Origin of the sequence: Archangium sp. (assembly GCF_036277355.1) — a bacterium.
Taxonomy (GTDB): domain Bacteria; phylum Myxococcota; class Myxococcia; order Myxococcales; family Myxococcaceae; genus Archangium.
Map to the genome: position 1 here is coordinate 102,729 of NZ_DASUNC010000173.1, position 15,058 is coordinate 117,786.

The following is a 15,058-nucleotide window of genomic DNA, read 5'->3' on the forward strand; positions in this document are numbered from 1 at the left end:
GAATGATTAGAGCCATAGACGAGGGCGTGCGAGCGCGACAACATCGCTGGCCATCGAGAATGGCAACCACCAGCCATTGCTTGTGGTGCCCTGCATGCCCCACGTCACAGACACCCCTCCTCTTCGGCGGCCCCGAGAGACGATGATGGCGTTGAAGCGCTTTTCCAGTGTCTGGAATGCAGCGAGCACAGCGGCCTCCGAGTAGTGGGCCTGGCCTTGAGTCGCATTGTCGACGGCATCCTTGATGCGGTCCCAAACGTGTCGCTTGAGGGCTCCTGTGACCTCGTCCTGGTATCCGAGTTTTGCGTTGTGGTGCATGTTATGGCACGGAAGGTTCAGGTTGAGGCTTGCCGGGGGCTGCTGCGGGTTGGGTTTATTGGGGCTCAGCGGATTGTAGGTCTTCTTGAGTGGGAGCGGGATGAGGTTGGGGCCTTGGTTGATGCACCAGTCCGTGCGTCGGTACGTGGCTTCGATCTCGAGGATGCAACTCTGGAACTGTGGATATTTGATCTGGTCGCCGAATGCCTTGATGCTCTTGAGGCAGATGATGTGGTGGGCTTCCCAGGGGGAGAAGGCGTGGGCCGTTGCTCCAGCGGCTCCCGGAGCGTTAGCGCGGTAATCACAAGGGCCCTTGGCACACGTACCAGTGGCCTCCGTGTGAATCTTGCTGCCCAGAGTGCGGCTGTTGAAGTGGTAGGTCGACATGGCCCGACTCCGCTGCGTCAGCGTGGAATGAACCGCTCTACCCGGATGGCGCTCCGCTCCACTCCATCCGAAGAAGACAGCACGAGGCTCGCCTCCGCAGGCGCGTAGTCTCGGGCGAAGGCCCGCACCGTAGCACACATGCCAATGATGGCACTGGCCGCGCCCGTGTCCCCCAGGCTCGCTGCTGGATACCAAAGGGGGGCCTGCTTCAGGCCCTGGTGCTCTGTGGGCAGGCGGACCATGCACTGCGCATACTCCAGGGCCCGGCCCGGCTCGCCATTGATGTCCGAGATGAGCCAGTAGCTCGCGGGCTTCCACGAAGAGTTCAGCAATGCCGCGATCGCGCGCCCGAGCGCTACGCCCGGCACTCTCCGGGACTCGTCCTCCTCTTCTCGTGCGACCGTGACTCCTCCTAGGATTGCTTGCACGGAGGCTCCGCGCTGTGACGCGGACCTCAGCCTCTCCAGCAGGATGAAGGCGGCGGCCTCTCCTGGCTGAAGACCGTCGGGTGCATCCTCGCTCTTGAGCCTGCGCTTGTTGTGGAGGGCCTGGAGGGTACTCGCATCCAGTAGGCTGTCGATGCCTCCGACGATGCAGAAGTCCAGTTGCCCGGAGAGGAGCTCTCGGGATGCCTGCTCGAGTGCGAGCGCCAGCCCGGCATGGCCGTACCGGAATTCTTGTAGCAGTTGCTCTCGGATGGGCAGTCCCGCTAGTCGCGCGAGTTGTCGGGCCAGGATTGGCCCTCGTGATTCAGAGCCGATCAGTGCCTGTGGTGCGCGGACCGGCGGCAGTCCGAGAAAAAGGCCGAGCCGGTTCAAGGGCTCCGTGCGCAGCTTATTTCGCAAGAGCAGTTCGTCGAGCGCCGGGAGGCCCAGGGCGAGCAGCTTCGCCTGTCCCTGGAAGCCCTGCGCCTGCAGTATGGGGTGCCCTGTAGGGTGCTCTGGTGTCCCATCCTCATTGAGCACGGTGAACTGTGGGAGTTCCTGGGCGCAGGTCAGACCGGCACGGAGGGCCGCACACGAGCCAACGGCATCGTCCCCGATCGAGGTGCGCATGCCCAGCCCGGTAATAGCGACGGCCTGACTCATCTGCCCCCCTAAGTTCAAGACTGGAACGCTATAGCCTGAGAGGAAGAGGTAGCAAGTAGGTTCTGCCTGGCAGTGGCATGCCCTTGGGAAAAGTGGGCTTGCCCCTCAAAACCTGGCAGGTGCGGAATCTCCATCTCCTTCCAGCAGGTCCGCATCGCGCGCGCTGGCCCGGAAAAAAAGAGACGAGCGGATTTGTTACTCCGAGTGTGGGCCGGAGTAGGCTCCCATGGGAACGCCAGACTCATCTTCTGGCGAGACCGTTGAGGAGAAACCCGTGTCTCACAGACCCTTCATGTTGCTCCCCGTGGCGATCGGCGCCATGGGCCTCATGGCTTGTCCCGCGAAGACCCTCGTCGAGCCGGTGCAGCCACTTCCCCCGACGTCGGTAGGTGACTCCGCGGCCAGCTCCTGTCCGGCCGATCCCTCCTGGCTCACGAGCTCCACCCTGCCTGGCGAAGTGCCCGGGAACCAGAGCATCTGCAACTTCCAGCAGTTCATGTGGCAGTCCATGCTCGCGCTCGTCCAACCGGCCAGTGGCGATCCCACCCGGTTGCAATTCGAGACGTGGATGCCCTCCTACGGCATCTTCATCAAGGACGGCACGCCCACGCCCTGGGGCCAGGAGCCGCCCAACTCCTGCAGCTCCATCCAGAAGGCCGCCTCCATCGCTGGCACCACCCCCAGCAAGCCGCCCCGCGTCTACTCCGACATCACCAAGCAGGCCGGCGCGGATCAGCCGCTGATCGATCTCAAGGGCGAGTTCGTCTACTACGGCATGTCCGTCAACCAGAGCATCTACAACATGCTCACGTCCTGCCAGCTCTACATGGCCAACTGCGCGGGTCCCCTCAAGCCGGGGAACAAGGGCATCGACCTGATCAGCAAGTATCCGAACCTGGCCCTGCCCAACACCGCCGTCGAGCTCAAGACGAGCTGGATGGTGCTCGATGGCTCGGGCTTCAACCCGGACCTCTTCTACGTGGTTCCTGGCATCATCCAGTACAAGGGCGGGCCCTGCCGTCAGGTCAACCTGGGCCTGGTCGGGATGCACATCGTGGCCAAGACCCCGAACTTCCCGGCGATGATCTGGGCCACGTTCGAGCACCGCAACAACGCGCCCGATTGCAGCAACACCTCGGCCGCGCCTCCCCTCGGTGGTTCGTGGAACTTCTTCAACCCGAACTGCACCAACTGCACCACCAACACCTATCAGCCCGGCAAACCCGCCCAGGTCTGCCGCATGCACCCGGAGGGGGACTCGGCCACGGGGACCTTCCCCGACGGCAACGACTGCAAGGCCAATCCCAACCAGTTCGCCTGCCAGGACAAGACCCGCGCGATGCTCGCCCAGAGCTCCGAGGCCATCAACGCCATCAACAGCAGCGTCCAGTCGCTCATCCAGGCCAACCCCACCCTCATCAACAAGGTCTGGGCCAACTACGAGCTCGTGGGGAACGTGTGGACCGTGGGCGGCACCCTCCCTCCCTACCTGCAAGCGCAGCAGGGCGCGCTCTCCGCCGCCAATACCTCCATGGAGACCTTCGTGCAGAATGGTGTCGCGGCGGTGAGCAACCCCTACAACTGCATGAGCTGCCACAACATGCAGGGCCCCACCAACAGCCAGAACCTGCCGCCCGTGGGGTTGAGCCACCTCTTCGACAACGTCCAGATGCCGGGGGGGTGCGAGAACGGCTCCCTGCCCACCACCTGCAATCCCTACCTCTCCAACCCCTAGCCCCTGGAGCAGACCGATATGAGCTACCTTGACCAGCCTCGCATCAACTTCGCGGGCACGTTCCAGGCTTCGCCGGCCACCATCAACAACACGCCCAACAACTACAACCCGGCGAACTACAACGAGAACTCGCTCAAGCCCGAGAACATCGAGCTCTACTGGGAGCCCAAGGGCGACAGCATCTTCGATCTGATCCAATGCAAGGTGACCACCGTCGAGGCCCCCGGCGTCACCACCGACTCCCTCCTGGGGAGCACGGTCACGGCCCTGTACACCAGCTCTCCGCCCAAGCTGGTGGACCTGGATCCCATGCAGCAGAACGGCAGTGAGATCTGGGGCATGACCGTCATGCTCGGCGACTTCAGTGGCGCCTGGGTCCAGGGCGTGTTCTCGCCCGTCGCCTTCAATGGCATCTGGGGCAACTCGCAGGGCCCCAATACCCCCCGCAACTCGGCGAGCGGCTCCGCCGTCTATCAATCCACGCTCACCCATCTGAAATGGAACGTCGGTAACTCGGCGGTCCTCAAGGCGCTTCAGGCCCGGTCACCCAACCGGCTGTCCATCCGCATGGTGGTCAGCGCCCACAACAACGCCCCGCAGCTCTACGCCTTCACCACCGCCACCTTCCAGGCGATGCTGGCGCAAGGCGTCCCCCAGGCGGTCCTGGACAAGCTCGTGAGCCTCCAGGACTACGTGATGAACGTCGACAGCAATGGCAAGCCCGTGGCTCCGGGGCGGGGCTTCATCCCCACGCAGGTCTACGTCAACTCCCTGCTCGAGCAGCTCCTGGGTCAGAGCACGGCGCAGCAGTACGGTCCGGTGATCCTGGAGGTGACCAAGCAGCCCTACGCTCCGTGGATCGACTACAGCACCGGCAAACCCCTGCCCGAGCAGCCGCTCTACGACTTCAACTACGGGAAGATCGTCGGCTCCGTCGGGCCTTGCCTGGATGACGAGCCCTCCTATGCCGTGCCAGCGCGCACCCTGGCGCCGCCCGTGGGCTCGAAGTCCCCCGCGTGGTGGGCCCAGGCCCAACTCGACCTCGATGGCTCCACGCCCTCGTTGACCCTCGACCTCGCCAACTCGCTACCGGTCCGGCTGCCGGGGCGCCCGCTGTGGGCGGAGAAGCTCGGGACGTTGTCGCTCGCCTATTACACCGGCACCGGCGACAACAAGACGTACACGACCTTCGTTCCCTCGATTGACTACTCCAACCCCGATTTCATCGACAAGCAGTCCGGGATGCTGGTCGTCACCCAGTTCGGCTCCGTCGATCCCAAGAGCCTCGCGAACCTCCCGATCGCCCTTCGGAGCACGACGACCGTCAACGGCAGTCCCGTGACCCAGAGCCTGCTGGAGGAGAACTCCGAGGGCCTGAGCATGCGGGCCAACCAGTTCATCTTCCGCATGAACCCGGGCCTGCAGACCACCCCCAGCTTCCCGCTCGGAGAGACCAACACCGTCGACATCTACGTGCGCAAGTTCGGCCGGGTCGAGGGCACGGAGCAGTGGAAGGTCAGCCTCAACACCCTCAGCCCGAGCGAGGCGGCCACGTACACCCTCGAGACCCTGGGCACGTCGGGCACCAATGGCATCAACGCGGGGAACATCTCGACGCCTCCCGGGAAGCTGGTGCTCTCCTCGAGCCTCGTGCCGATCACCGGCGGCAAGGCCACCCTCACCATCACTGGCACGGATCCCGGCAATCCACGCGGCTTCGTCGACGGGCAGGTCTACTTCACCACCTACACCTTCAGCCCGGCCGTCGCGGACTACAACCAGGATCCCAACGATCTCGTCAGTGCCCAGATCTACCAGCAGAATCCGATCTCGGGCACGCCCACGTGGGTCAATGGCATCGGCGACATGCTGCGGCAATACGGCATGCTCTATCCGATCATGGGCCGCTTCCAGTTGTGGACCTATGAAGGGGTGGTGGTGAACCGCGAGAAGATCCAGCGGGTCCTCGGCCTGGACATCACCCAGCCGCTGCACATGCCGGTGAGTCGTGACCTGTCGACCATCCGGTGCAACCTCATCCTGAACTGGTTCAATTCGGGCATGCCCTATGGGCCCATCGGTCCCGTGGGAGGACCGGGCGCGAGCTGGGACAACCAGTCCGCGGTCAGTGGCTGGGGGCCCATGACGAGCCTCCTGGTGCGCTCCGGCGACATCATCGACGCCATTCAGGCCAGCTACGGCTCCAATACCGCGCCCTTCGAGGGGGGACCGGGTGGCAACCCCGCCACGATCGACCTCACCGACGATGCGATCGTGTCGCTCACCGGTTACACGGGCACGTACTTCGGCATGGAGCAGGTCGCGCAGATCACCTTCCATACCGCGCGCGGCAAGAGCTACGGCCCCTTCGGGACCATGGCCAACGTGTACAACCCGCAGCCCTACACGCTCGCCGCGCCCGCCGGTAGTGCGATCCGGTCGTTCTTCGGGACGACGGTGACGCACTCGGATGGGAGCACGTTCATCGCCTCCATCGGCGGCAACGTGCAGTTGCTGTAGCACCCGATGCCCGGCGCGGCCTCTCCACGGGGGCCGCGCCCGGGCAGTCGATCAGGGCTGCGAGGGCAGCAGCAGGGCGTCCCGCACCTCCGCTGCTGGTGGGTGTGCGTTGAGCGCCAGGTAGATCTCGAACCACGCGAGATAGGCGCGCCAGGAAGGATCCTGCTGGTCGATGAGGGTGCGTTGCGCCTGGCCCAGACGCTTGGGCACGTCGAAAGGCACCCGCGTGTTCCCATCCGAGTGCAACTGCGCCGCGAACCAGAGCACGTCGAGCTGGCCGGCATCGACCGGTGCGTGGGTGCGCTTGACCAGGGTGTCGGCGTGCTCGAGCGCCTTGCCCAACCAGCGGGCCGCCCGCGCCGTGTCCCGGCGATCCACGGCGTTCTCGGCCAGCCGCATCTCCGCCAGCGTCACCGCGCGGATGTCCTCGTCGCGATCCGACTCGGCGAACTGTTCCAGGAACAGCGCGCGCCGCTGTTCGAGTGCGTGGGCGGCGGCGTCCAGGTTCCCGAGCCGCGTCTCCGCATTGGCGCGCAGTCCCGCGGCGATGATGCGATAGGAGCGCTGGACGTGCTCGGGCGTGGCGTGGGCCTGTCTCAGCGTGGTCTGCACGGCCGGGGTGGCCAGGTCGCGATCCACCTTCTCCAGGTCCTCCAACGCCCGCTGGGGCTGACCCGCGCCCAACGCCGCGGCGCAGCGGGACAGCCGCACCACCAGCCGGTTGCGCAGCCCCTCCGCGTCGCTGGGGCCCGCTTCCACGGTGGGCAGTTCACGATCGTAGAGCGCCAACGCCCGCTCGAACCGGCCCGCCGCGAGGTTGTAGAGCGCCGCGCGATCCAGTGCCAGGGTGGCGAACCTGTCCAGCTTCGGTGTGGTGTCCACCATGGCCAGGGCCTTGTCCGCCGCCTGCGCTGACTCTTCCTCGCGGCCGACGTGCAGGAGCGCCCGGGCCCGGGCCAGGGACACCGCCAGCCCCGACGCGTTGTCCACATAGGGCAACTTGTCCCGTTGCTCGAGGTAGCCCAGGGCGATGTGGAAGTTGCCCACCTGGGTGTGCAACAGCCCCAACGCGCCGAGGAGCCTCGCCCGGTAGCGGACGTTGTTGCGCACCAGGTCCAGGGCAATCAGATAGTGCCGGTTGGCGCGCTCGGCGGCCGCGGGCGCGTGGCCCCGGAGGAAGTCCTCGTGATGAATGGCTCCCGAGAGGGCATGCGCCACGCGCTGGTTCTTGAGCTCCTGCCACGAGGCGCGCAGCTCCTTCACGGCCGCCGCCACCATTTGAGCGTGGGCGCGGTCATCCTCCAGCTTGGGCAGCTGGCGCGCCATGAGGTAGGCCTTCACGAAGTGCGCGAGCGGCCCGGCCATCTTCGGAGAGGTGGTGGTGACTTCCTTCTCCACCACCTCGGGGCTGACGCCGGCCCGTAGACGCAGGCTCATGGACTCGACGGCACTCTCCAGGTAGCCCGTGCGTTGCGTCACGAGGTCGAAGTCGGCACGGGCCTCGTCCAGCCGCTCCCTCGCCAACCGGCGGTAGGCCCGGCCCAGCATCGCGCGGCGGAACAACCGTTCGGCCTGGCGGCGTTCCTCGGTGCCGGGCCGGGCGTCATCGACGTAGACCGTCGCCAACGCCTCCAGCACGCCGTCGGCGCCGAGCCCCGCCGCGCGCTCGACGGCGTCCTGCACCAGGGCTCGCCGGCGAAGGGGATTCTCCTGCTGCCGGTAGAACGCGATCAGCGCGTCCCGGACGGGCCGGGGGGGACGCTCTTCGTGCAACGCGTTGACGTGCCGGCCCAGCTCCAGGGCGAACGCATAGGCCGAGCCGGCGGGGGCCGAGGCGAGTGCCTGGGCCATGGCGGCATCCGCCTCGTCGTACGGGCGTCCCCGGTACAGGGCGCGGACGGCGGCGCGAGCGAAGTCGAGCTGGTCATCTTCAGGAAACACCTTGTTCATGGACAGCCGGCGGCCGGCGTCGACGAGGGCCTCGCGATCATCAAGCGCGCGGTACAGCGCGTCCGCTTGCTCGTACCAGGCCTCCAGCACCGCGCGCGGCGTGGTGTCGGTCACCTGGGCGGCCTCTAGCTCCTGACGCGCCCGCGTGAAGTCTCCGGCGGTCTGTGCCAGCTCGCTGCGCACCACGTGTTGAAAGACGGCGGAGGGCGGGCTGGGGGCGGTGGAGGGATCCAACGCGGCCATGCGTTGCCGTTCGGCGTCAGCGGGCTCGCCCACCCTGCGGCCGTACTCGCGCTCCTTCATGGCGCGCCGGTGCTCGATGAGGAGCCGCAGCGGCTCCGCCAGTCCCGCGGTGGCGGGATCGTCCACCGACCGCATGTGGCGGGCGTAGAACTCCGCCGCATCGAAGTCCTCGTACGCCAAGTGGAGCTGACTCAGGCGCATCATCAGCAGACGGCGGAGTTTGGGCCGGGTTTCGCGCAGCAGGCGTTGGCGGTAGAGCAGGAGTTGATCCGCGCGCCTGCCAACCATCTTCAATTCCCCGCTGAGACGAGGAACGTCCCAGCTGCTGGGAACCTGGCCATCCAGCGGCAGCTGATACACATCCAGTGATTGATCGCGCGAGCAGGTCGCGATGAGGGTCGCGGCCGCGGGTGCCGGGTACTCGCAGCTCCAGGACGCACTGGTGAGCTGGTCCGGACTGGAGGCGGCGGCCAGCTCGGGCGCATCCTCGCGCTCGGCGGCGAAAGGCACCCGGAACAGCACGCCCTTGTCGCTGGCGTCGATCACCCCGTCCGCATTGGAGTCGGTGAAGAACTGCACCACGTACAGGGAGCGCCCATCGAGCGCGAACACCGGCTGTCCGGTCTGCCCCGGAAGATCCAGCGCCATCGGGATGGGGGTTGCGCCCGGGCGATCCAACCGGAGTGCCTCCAGATGGAGCGAGGCGCGCGCGGCGAAGCCGGGGCCCACCTGCTGCACGGAGCGCTCGACCGGGACGTACACCAGCCAGCGCCCATCGGGGGAGAGGGTGGGACTGGTCAGGTTGCGCTCGAGCAGGGGACTCGCGCTCAACTCGCGTTTCACCGTGACCCGCGACAATCTCAGGTCCCCCTGGATGGTGGCCCGGCTCACCAGCGCGATGTGCGAGGCATCCATCCACTCCGCCTGCAGCGCGCTGGTCTCCTCCTCGAGGCACCGGCGGTCTTCCCCACCCGGCAGCTTCCGCACACACAGCTGGCCGCTGGCCTGGTTCCGGAACGAGATGTAGAGCAGGTGTTTGCCGTCGGGGCTGATCCGCGGCCAGGTCACGTCCGCGCCTTCGTCGAAGAGGCGGCGCTCGCGGCCCTGGTCCATGTCCTGAATGTAGATCTCGGTCGCGATGTTACGGTTGGACACGAAGATCAGCGTGTTTCCATCGGGCGCCAACTGCCCCAGGAATTGATCTCCCATGCCCACGGTGAGCCGCGAGAGCGTGCGCAGGCCGCCGTCGTTCTCATCGTCCTGCGCCCAGGCGCTGCCCACCATGAGGACGGCCAGGACCAGGAAGCACCGGCCACGGAGCGTCAGCACTTCTTCTCTCCCCAGGTGCCGTCGTCGGCTTCGACCCAGCCGCCGCAGATGACCCCCTTCGCGTGCATCTGCTGCCAGCTCCGGCGCACCGACTCCTCGGGCACGTCGGGGCGGACCGTCCGCATCCACTGCCACAGGTTCTGCCGGGCCCGGTTCACCCGTTCCACCAGCGCGACGTCATCGGCCGACATGCGTCCGGCCTGGCATTGGCGCCGGGTGACCACCAGCAGCCCGTCCCGCCCTTCTCCCACGCAGTGGCGCCGCAGCAACTCGTCGACCCGGTCCGCCTGCGTCCTGCCCAGGTTCTCGATCAACGGCGTGGGTTGGATGCCCAGGTCCTCCAGTTGGTTGGGCGTGAACGGCACCGGTGTCGGGCTCATGCCCGCGCGAGCGAGACGCCGTTCCACGTCCTTGAACGAGCCCGAGGCCTGTTCCTCGAGTGCCGTCGCGCGATCGACCATGACGATCTCAGGAGCGCGGATGCACCCGGGAAGGGCGAGGGCGGCGAGCAGCAGCAACCCGCGGCGATTCATGGCGTGGCCTCCGGAGGGGACAAGGAGTCGATGACACGGTCGACGATGGGGCCCATGGCGATGCCCCGGATCTCGTCGATGCTGAGGAACCGGGCCAGGCCGCCCATGGTGATGCGCAGCCTGCCGAAGCCCTGGTTGAAGCTCACCCGCACGTTCTCCGGGTAGCCCACGCTCAACGCGTAGCGGACCCGGTTGGTGGCGGGATCCGTGTGGCGCGGATCCTCGAGGTCCAGCAGGTCCAGCAGGTGGCGGTTGCCAATGCGGAGGATCTCCGCGCGTCCGTTGACGCTGCGATCCTTGCCGGAGATGACCACGGCGGCATTGCCATCGAAGGGCTCGCCCCGGGACGAGCGCACGCCGGTCGCCCGCACGCGTGCTTCCAGGGTGGAGTGTTGTCCCTGCCAGTTCAACACGCACTGTCCGGTGATACGCCCACCGCGGACGCCCATCTCCAGCTGACTCATGGAGAAGACGTTCTGGTTGACGAACAGGTTTCCAGCCAGGGGCGCGATGGAGATGCGTGGCGTGGTGATGCTGCCCACCGACACGAAGCCACTGCGCGAGAGCAGGGGGTGCTGGTCGGCGAAACGAAGCATCGAATACGGGTTCACGTCGATGTCGCCCAGCAGCTTCACCTGGCCCTCGGTGAGCTCCACGTTCTCGGTGAACGGCACGTTGCCATCGAGCGCTTCGATGGTGACTCCCGATTGGGGCAGCCGCAGGTTCACGTTCTGGAAGAGCACGTTGGAGAGGCTTCGGAAGACCACCAGGTTGGGCGAAGCCACCTGGAAATCGAGTGTGGCCTTGCCACTGCCCTCGAGGAGTCCGGGCCGCGCGAGCTTGGACAGGTCCTGCTCCAGTTTCCCCTGGACCGCCAGCCGGCGCCGGTCGTCACCGAGCTCGAGCCGGCCTTCGGCTTTCAGGCGGGTACTCGTCCCCGCGTTGGTCAGGTGCAGGTCGGGGATGTGGATGAGGCCATTGGGCTCACGGCGAGCGGAGAACGACCATTCCAGGTCCTGGACCGGATAGGGCAGCGCCGGCTTCTGCTCGAGGGCACCGACCTTCAAGCGTTGTTTCAGTCCGAGCTCGTCCGCTTCCCACTTCCCGGTGAAGGTGGCGGTGGTGTCGCTGGACACATGGGCGAACGACAGCCGGCGATCGCTCATGCCGACGTTGAGCTTTTCCACCGTCAGGTTGCTGTGGACGGTTCGCCGTGGCCCCTCGGCGCGCGACTCGACCCGCCAATGCAGCGCGGGGAGGTTGATGGAGCGGGCATCCTCTCTCCAGCGGATGCCGCGCGCGTCCACCACGGCTGTTCCCTCGAAGCTGGCGGTACGCAGGGGGTCGGGGGCCAGGCTCGGGGTGCCGTCGGCGGCGATGTCCGTGAGCACACCGAGCAGCGTGCCATGCAGCTCCACGTTCAGCTCGAGCCGGGAGGGCTCCAGTTCCGCGGGCACTCCGGCCCTGGCCAGCAGCGGTGTCAGCGCACCGAGCGGCGGAAGGCCGCCCGTGACATCACAGCGAAGCGCGCGGGCCTTGCGGTCGAACGCCAGTGCGGCATCGAGTGCGAGCTTCAACCCCGCCTGGCTGGTGAGTCCCAGCCGGAGCGACGGCTTGCGGCGATCGAGGTCCAGCGTCAGGGTCTGGTGTTGAGGACCCGCATCGTTCTCGCCGACGCGCAGCCCTTCGATTTGGAGCTCCAGCTCGCCCTTGTGCCGCCAGGCATCTCCTCGCGAGCTCAGCACGGCGGCGAGGTTGCTGGCCGACACGTCGTCCCAGCCCGGCCGCTGCAGGCGCAGTTCCGTGCGGTGCTCCAACCGTGGCGCGGAGGAGAAGAGCGCCGCCAGCCTGCCCGTGGAGGCCAGATTCACGGCCAGCTGCTTCCAGGGAAAGCGCGCGGCGACCGACTCGGGGATGAAGGGCCGGGCGGCGGCGAGGTCCGGGGCCTGGAGGGCCACGGTGTACGCCACAACGTCGGTCCCCTTGGTGGCATCCATCGACGCGTGCATCGTGCCGACGTCGAGCTCCAGATGGGCGCGGGCCCGGCTCAGCCGCGGCTCGTCCAACCGGGGGAACGCCTCCGACACGTCGAGCTTCACGTGCACGGGACCCTTCAGCACCTCGCGTCCATCCGCCGTGACCACCTGGAGTGAGCGCACGGGCAGGTCCGCTTTCAGTGCGAAGGGCGGCTCTCCCGTCAGGGGCGCATGGAGATGGAATCCCAGACGTTCAGCGGTCGCACGCAGCCCGGAGGCACGGACGTCCAATGCCTCCACCATGCCGGACAGGGCCGCATCCCCCGCGACCTGGATGGGCGAGGAGGGGTCTGGCCGCAGCTGGTGACCCTTCAGTTCGCCGGAGGCCTTCGGAACATGAAGCGGGGTGGACCCCCCGACCTCGAGTCCCTGGAGCGCGAAGGCGAGCCGAGCGTCCAGCCCCTTCTGGGAATCTGGGGTCGCCACGAGGGAGACGCGTCCACCGTCGAGTGTCACCTGGAGCCCGTCTCGAGCGAGCTGGAGCGCCGCGACGTCGCCCCCCAGCTCGAGTCTGCCCTGCGCCCCCAGCTGTGGCATGGCGCTGAGGGTGAGCTCCTGGGCATCCAGATGCACCTTGCCGCGCTCGAGGGCGAACGGACGCAGATCGGCGGGGACCTGTTGCAGCAGCCGTCCGAGATCGAGATCCGCCAGGGCTCGCGTCACGGTGGGTGGAACCTCCGCCGCATCCGGAAGCACCAGCTGTGCTTGCACTTCGGCGCTGTCGGTCAGCTGGGTGCGGTCCAGCTCGAGGGCGATGTGCCGCTTCTCGGCATCGAACTTCGCGGAGGCGGTGCCGTGCAGCAGTGCACGGACCGTGAAGCGAGGATCGAAGGTCTGCCGCGCGACATCGAGGTCCACCCGCGCACGAGCGGCTGATGCCCCCACTTCCGCCGAGAGGGTCAGTTCCAGTTGTGCCAGGGCCGATGGAATGGCGGAGCCTTCACGGCTCAACTCCAGGGGAAGCGGCTTGCCGGTCTGGCCTGTTGTCGCGAAGAGCTTCCATCCATCGTCCTGATGCTTCGCTTCGAGCTCGGCCGCGAGCCCACGCAAGGACCAGCGATCGATCACTTCTCCGTTCCGGACACGGACGTAGCTCAATGACACGCCCGAGACTTCGACCTTCCCGACGGGAGGCGCGGAGGCCAGGAGGGCCGCGGCCTGCTGAGAGGCTCCGAGTGGCGCTTCAACGGGCGGCGGCGTGGGGGATTCCGGCCCCGTCAGGCCCGTGAGGGACGTAGGCCCCGCATCGTCGGCCACCAGGACGAAGGCCACGTCCCGCACCGCCACCCGCTCGACCAGGACGGTCCCGCTGAGCAGCGAGCCGGGCGACCATTGCGCCTCCAGCGTGCCGGCGCGCAGCAGCTCGGGCGAGACGCCTTGGAACGGCGATGGGGTCCGCACCACCAGCCCTTCCAGCCGCAGACCCGAGAGCACGGCGACCCGGGCCGCTTGGTAGTCCAGCTGCAGGCCCGTGGCTGCTTCCACCCGGGAGACGATGCGCTGTTTCAACCAGGGGCGGTCGAGGTTGTGCAGAGCGGCCACCGCCGTGACCAGCACCAGCGCGAGCGTCGCGACGAGAACCAGGAGCACGCCTGCGATGATTCGAGCCAACCGCTGGCGAGGCCGTCCAGCTCCGGCTCCGGGGGATTCCATGATGTTCGGTGGGTCGCGAGCGGTCACCGGCGTCCTACCACGTGGCGAAATCGGGTTTCAATCGCCGGTACCCGGTTGGCTCGCCCGATGGTGGTGGGGACTTTGCTCCCTGCTGGTTCTCGGCCCTCTCGGGGCACACGCTCTTGGCTCCTGTACAATGGAGTCTGGGAGGAACACCCATGGAGCGAGCCCTCCGCGGAGCCGGGTTCACCGAGCGCACGTTCGACACCGGAGAGGTGAAGCTCAATTACGCAGAGGGCCCGGCCTCGGGTCCCCCGCTGCTGCTCATCCCCGGCCAGTCGATGCCCTGGCAGAGCTACCAGCGCGTGTTGCCGGAACTGTCCCGCCGCTTCCACGTCTTCGCCGTGGACGTGCGGGGCCATGGCCGTTCCGGCTGGACGCCGGGCCGGTACACCTTCCACAACATGGGCCGGGACTTCTCCGCGCTGCTGCGGGAGGTCATCCGTGCGCCCGCGATCGTCTCGGGCAACTCGTCCGGTGGCATCATCGCGGTGTGGCTCGCGGCGTACGCACCGGACCTGGTGCGCGGCATCATCCCCGAAGACCCTCCGCTCTTCAGCTGCGAGTGGCCACGCCTGCGCGATGACACGTGGGTCTACACGTTCTTCGAGGTCTGCGTGGAGACGCTCGCGCGCCCGGAAGGAAAGGACCTCGCGGGCTTCTTCTCGCGTCTGGAGATTCCCGTCCAGGGCGACGGCCGCCTCATGAAGTTCCCGAGGCCCCTGGCCGTGCTCGTGGGGGCGCTCATCCGCGGGTATCGCCTGCTGCGTCCCACGGGGCCGGTGGAGCTGCCCTTCCTGCCGCTGCAGGTCCGGCTCTTCGTGAAGGGGCTCTCGGAGTATGACCCGGAGTTCACCCGCGCCTTCCTGGATGGCAGCCCGGGCGAGGGCTTCAGCCACGAGGAGGCGCTGAAGCGGGTGAAGTGCCCCCTGCTGCTGCTCCAGGCCCACTCCTTCCGGCATCCCACGCTGGGGCTCGTCGGCGCCATGGACGACGCGGACGTGCGGCGCGTGCTCTCGCTCGTGCCCCATGCCGAGCACGTGCTGCTCTCCGCGGCCCACCAGATTCATGTGGATCAACCGAAGCGCTTCATCGCCGAGGTGGTCCGTTTCGCGAGGGACTCCTCCCATCCATTTCCGTCACATGAACTTGGCGGACCCGATGACGCTGAAATGACGGTGCTCCACTAGATACCCGTCCAGACCGGAATCCTGGTGATTCCGCGTGCGTCTGGGAAAACCATGT

At 67.1% G+C, this 15,058-nt stretch carries 8 protein-coding genes; 3 read left to right on the forward strand and 5 right to left on the reverse strand.

The annotated features are described in order from the left end of the window. Positions 1–6: 6 nt before the first annotated feature. Together VFZ09_RS43220 and VFZ09_RS43225 are read right to left on the reverse strand one after the other, a co-directional pair. Positions 7–705, reverse strand: coding sequence for an AHH domain-containing protein (locus VFZ09_RS43220; protein ID WP_329733667.1), 699 nt, complete (start codon positions 703–705; stop codon positions 7–9). A gap of 17 nt (positions 706–722) precedes the next feature. After that, on the reverse strand, positions 723–1,793 hold the full coding sequence (locus VFZ09_RS43225; RefSeq protein ID WP_329733668.1) for a beta-ketoacyl synthase N-terminal-like domain-containing protein: 1,071 nt from the start codon (positions 1,791–1,793) through the stop codon (positions 723–725). A 274-nt stretch (positions 1,794–2,067) separates the two neighbouring features. Between VFZ09_RS43225 and VFZ09_RS43230 the strand changes: the two genes are divergently transcribed. Both VFZ09_RS43230 and VFZ09_RS43235 read left to right on the forward strand, forming a co-directional pair. Continuing rightward, positions 2,068–3,528, forward strand: a complete 1,461-nt coding sequence (locus VFZ09_RS43230) for a hypothetical protein (RefSeq protein WP_329733669.1) — start codon at positions 2,068–2,070, stop codon at positions 3,526–3,528. Between the two features lie 18 nt (positions 3,529–3,546). Continuing rightward, on the forward strand, positions 3,547–6,048 hold the full coding sequence (locus VFZ09_RS43235; RefSeq protein WP_329733670.1) for a hypothetical protein: 2,502 nt from the start codon (positions 3,547–3,549) through the stop codon (positions 6,046–6,048). Positions 6,049–6,099: 51 nt separating this feature from the next. On the opposite strand, the gene VFZ09_RS43240 is transcribed toward VFZ09_RS43235, so the two are convergent. From VFZ09_RS43240 to VFZ09_RS43250, 3 genes are read right to left on the reverse strand one after another with little or no spacing between them, the layout of a single operon-like run. Then, a complete protein-coding gene (locus tag VFZ09_RS43240) occupies positions 6,100–9,570 on the reverse strand; it encodes a hypothetical protein (RefSeq protein ID WP_329733671.1) in 3,471 nt (1,156 codons plus the stop codon). Further along, on the reverse strand, positions 9,564–10,103 hold the full coding sequence (locus tag VFZ09_RS43245; RefSeq protein ID WP_329733672.1) for a DUF1318 domain-containing protein: 540 nt from the start codon (positions 10,101–10,103) through the stop codon (positions 9,564–9,566). Before VFZ09_RS43245 ends, VFZ09_RS43240 begins: the two co-directional genes overlap by 7 nt. Further along, positions 10,100–13,792, reverse strand: coding sequence for a hypothetical protein (locus tag VFZ09_RS43250; protein WP_329733673.1), 3,693 nt, complete (start codon positions 13,790–13,792; stop codon positions 10,100–10,102). The genes VFZ09_RS43245 and VFZ09_RS43250 overlap by 4 nt, the downstream gene beginning before the upstream one ends. 179 nt (positions 13,793–13,971) lie before the next feature. On the opposite strand from VFZ09_RS43250, the gene VFZ09_RS43255 reads away from it, so the two are divergent. Continuing rightward, on the forward strand, positions 13,972–15,003 hold the full coding sequence (locus VFZ09_RS43255) for an alpha/beta hydrolase (RefSeq protein ID WP_329733674.1): 1,032 nt from the start codon (positions 13,972–13,974) through the stop codon (positions 15,001–15,003). The last annotated feature ends 55 nt before the right edge of the window (positions 15,004–15,058 follow it).

Coding starts and splice junctions, on each gene's coding strand:
- VFZ09_RS43250 (WP_329733673.1), bottom strand. CDS start 13,792: ATGGAATCCCCCGGAGCCGGAGCTGGACGGCCTCGCCAGCGGTTGGCT.
- VFZ09_RS43225 (WP_329733668.1), bottom strand. CDS start 1,793: ATGAGTCAGGCCGTCGCTATTACCGGGCTGGGCATGCGCACCTCGATC.
- VFZ09_RS43255 (WP_329733674.1), top strand. CDS start 13,972: ATGGAGCGAGCCCTCCGCGGAGCCGGGTTCACCGAGCGCACGTTCGAC.
- VFZ09_RS43220 (WP_329733667.1), bottom strand. CDS start 705: ATGTCGACCTACCACTTCAACAGCCGCACTCTGGGCAGCAAGATTCAC.
- VFZ09_RS43245 (WP_329733672.1), bottom strand. CDS start 10,103: ATGAATCGCCGCGGGTTGCTGCTGCTCGCCGCCCTCGCCCTTCCCGGG.
- VFZ09_RS43235 (WP_329733670.1), top strand. CDS start 3,547: ATGAGCTACCTTGACCAGCCTCGCATCAACTTCGCGGGCACGTTCCAG.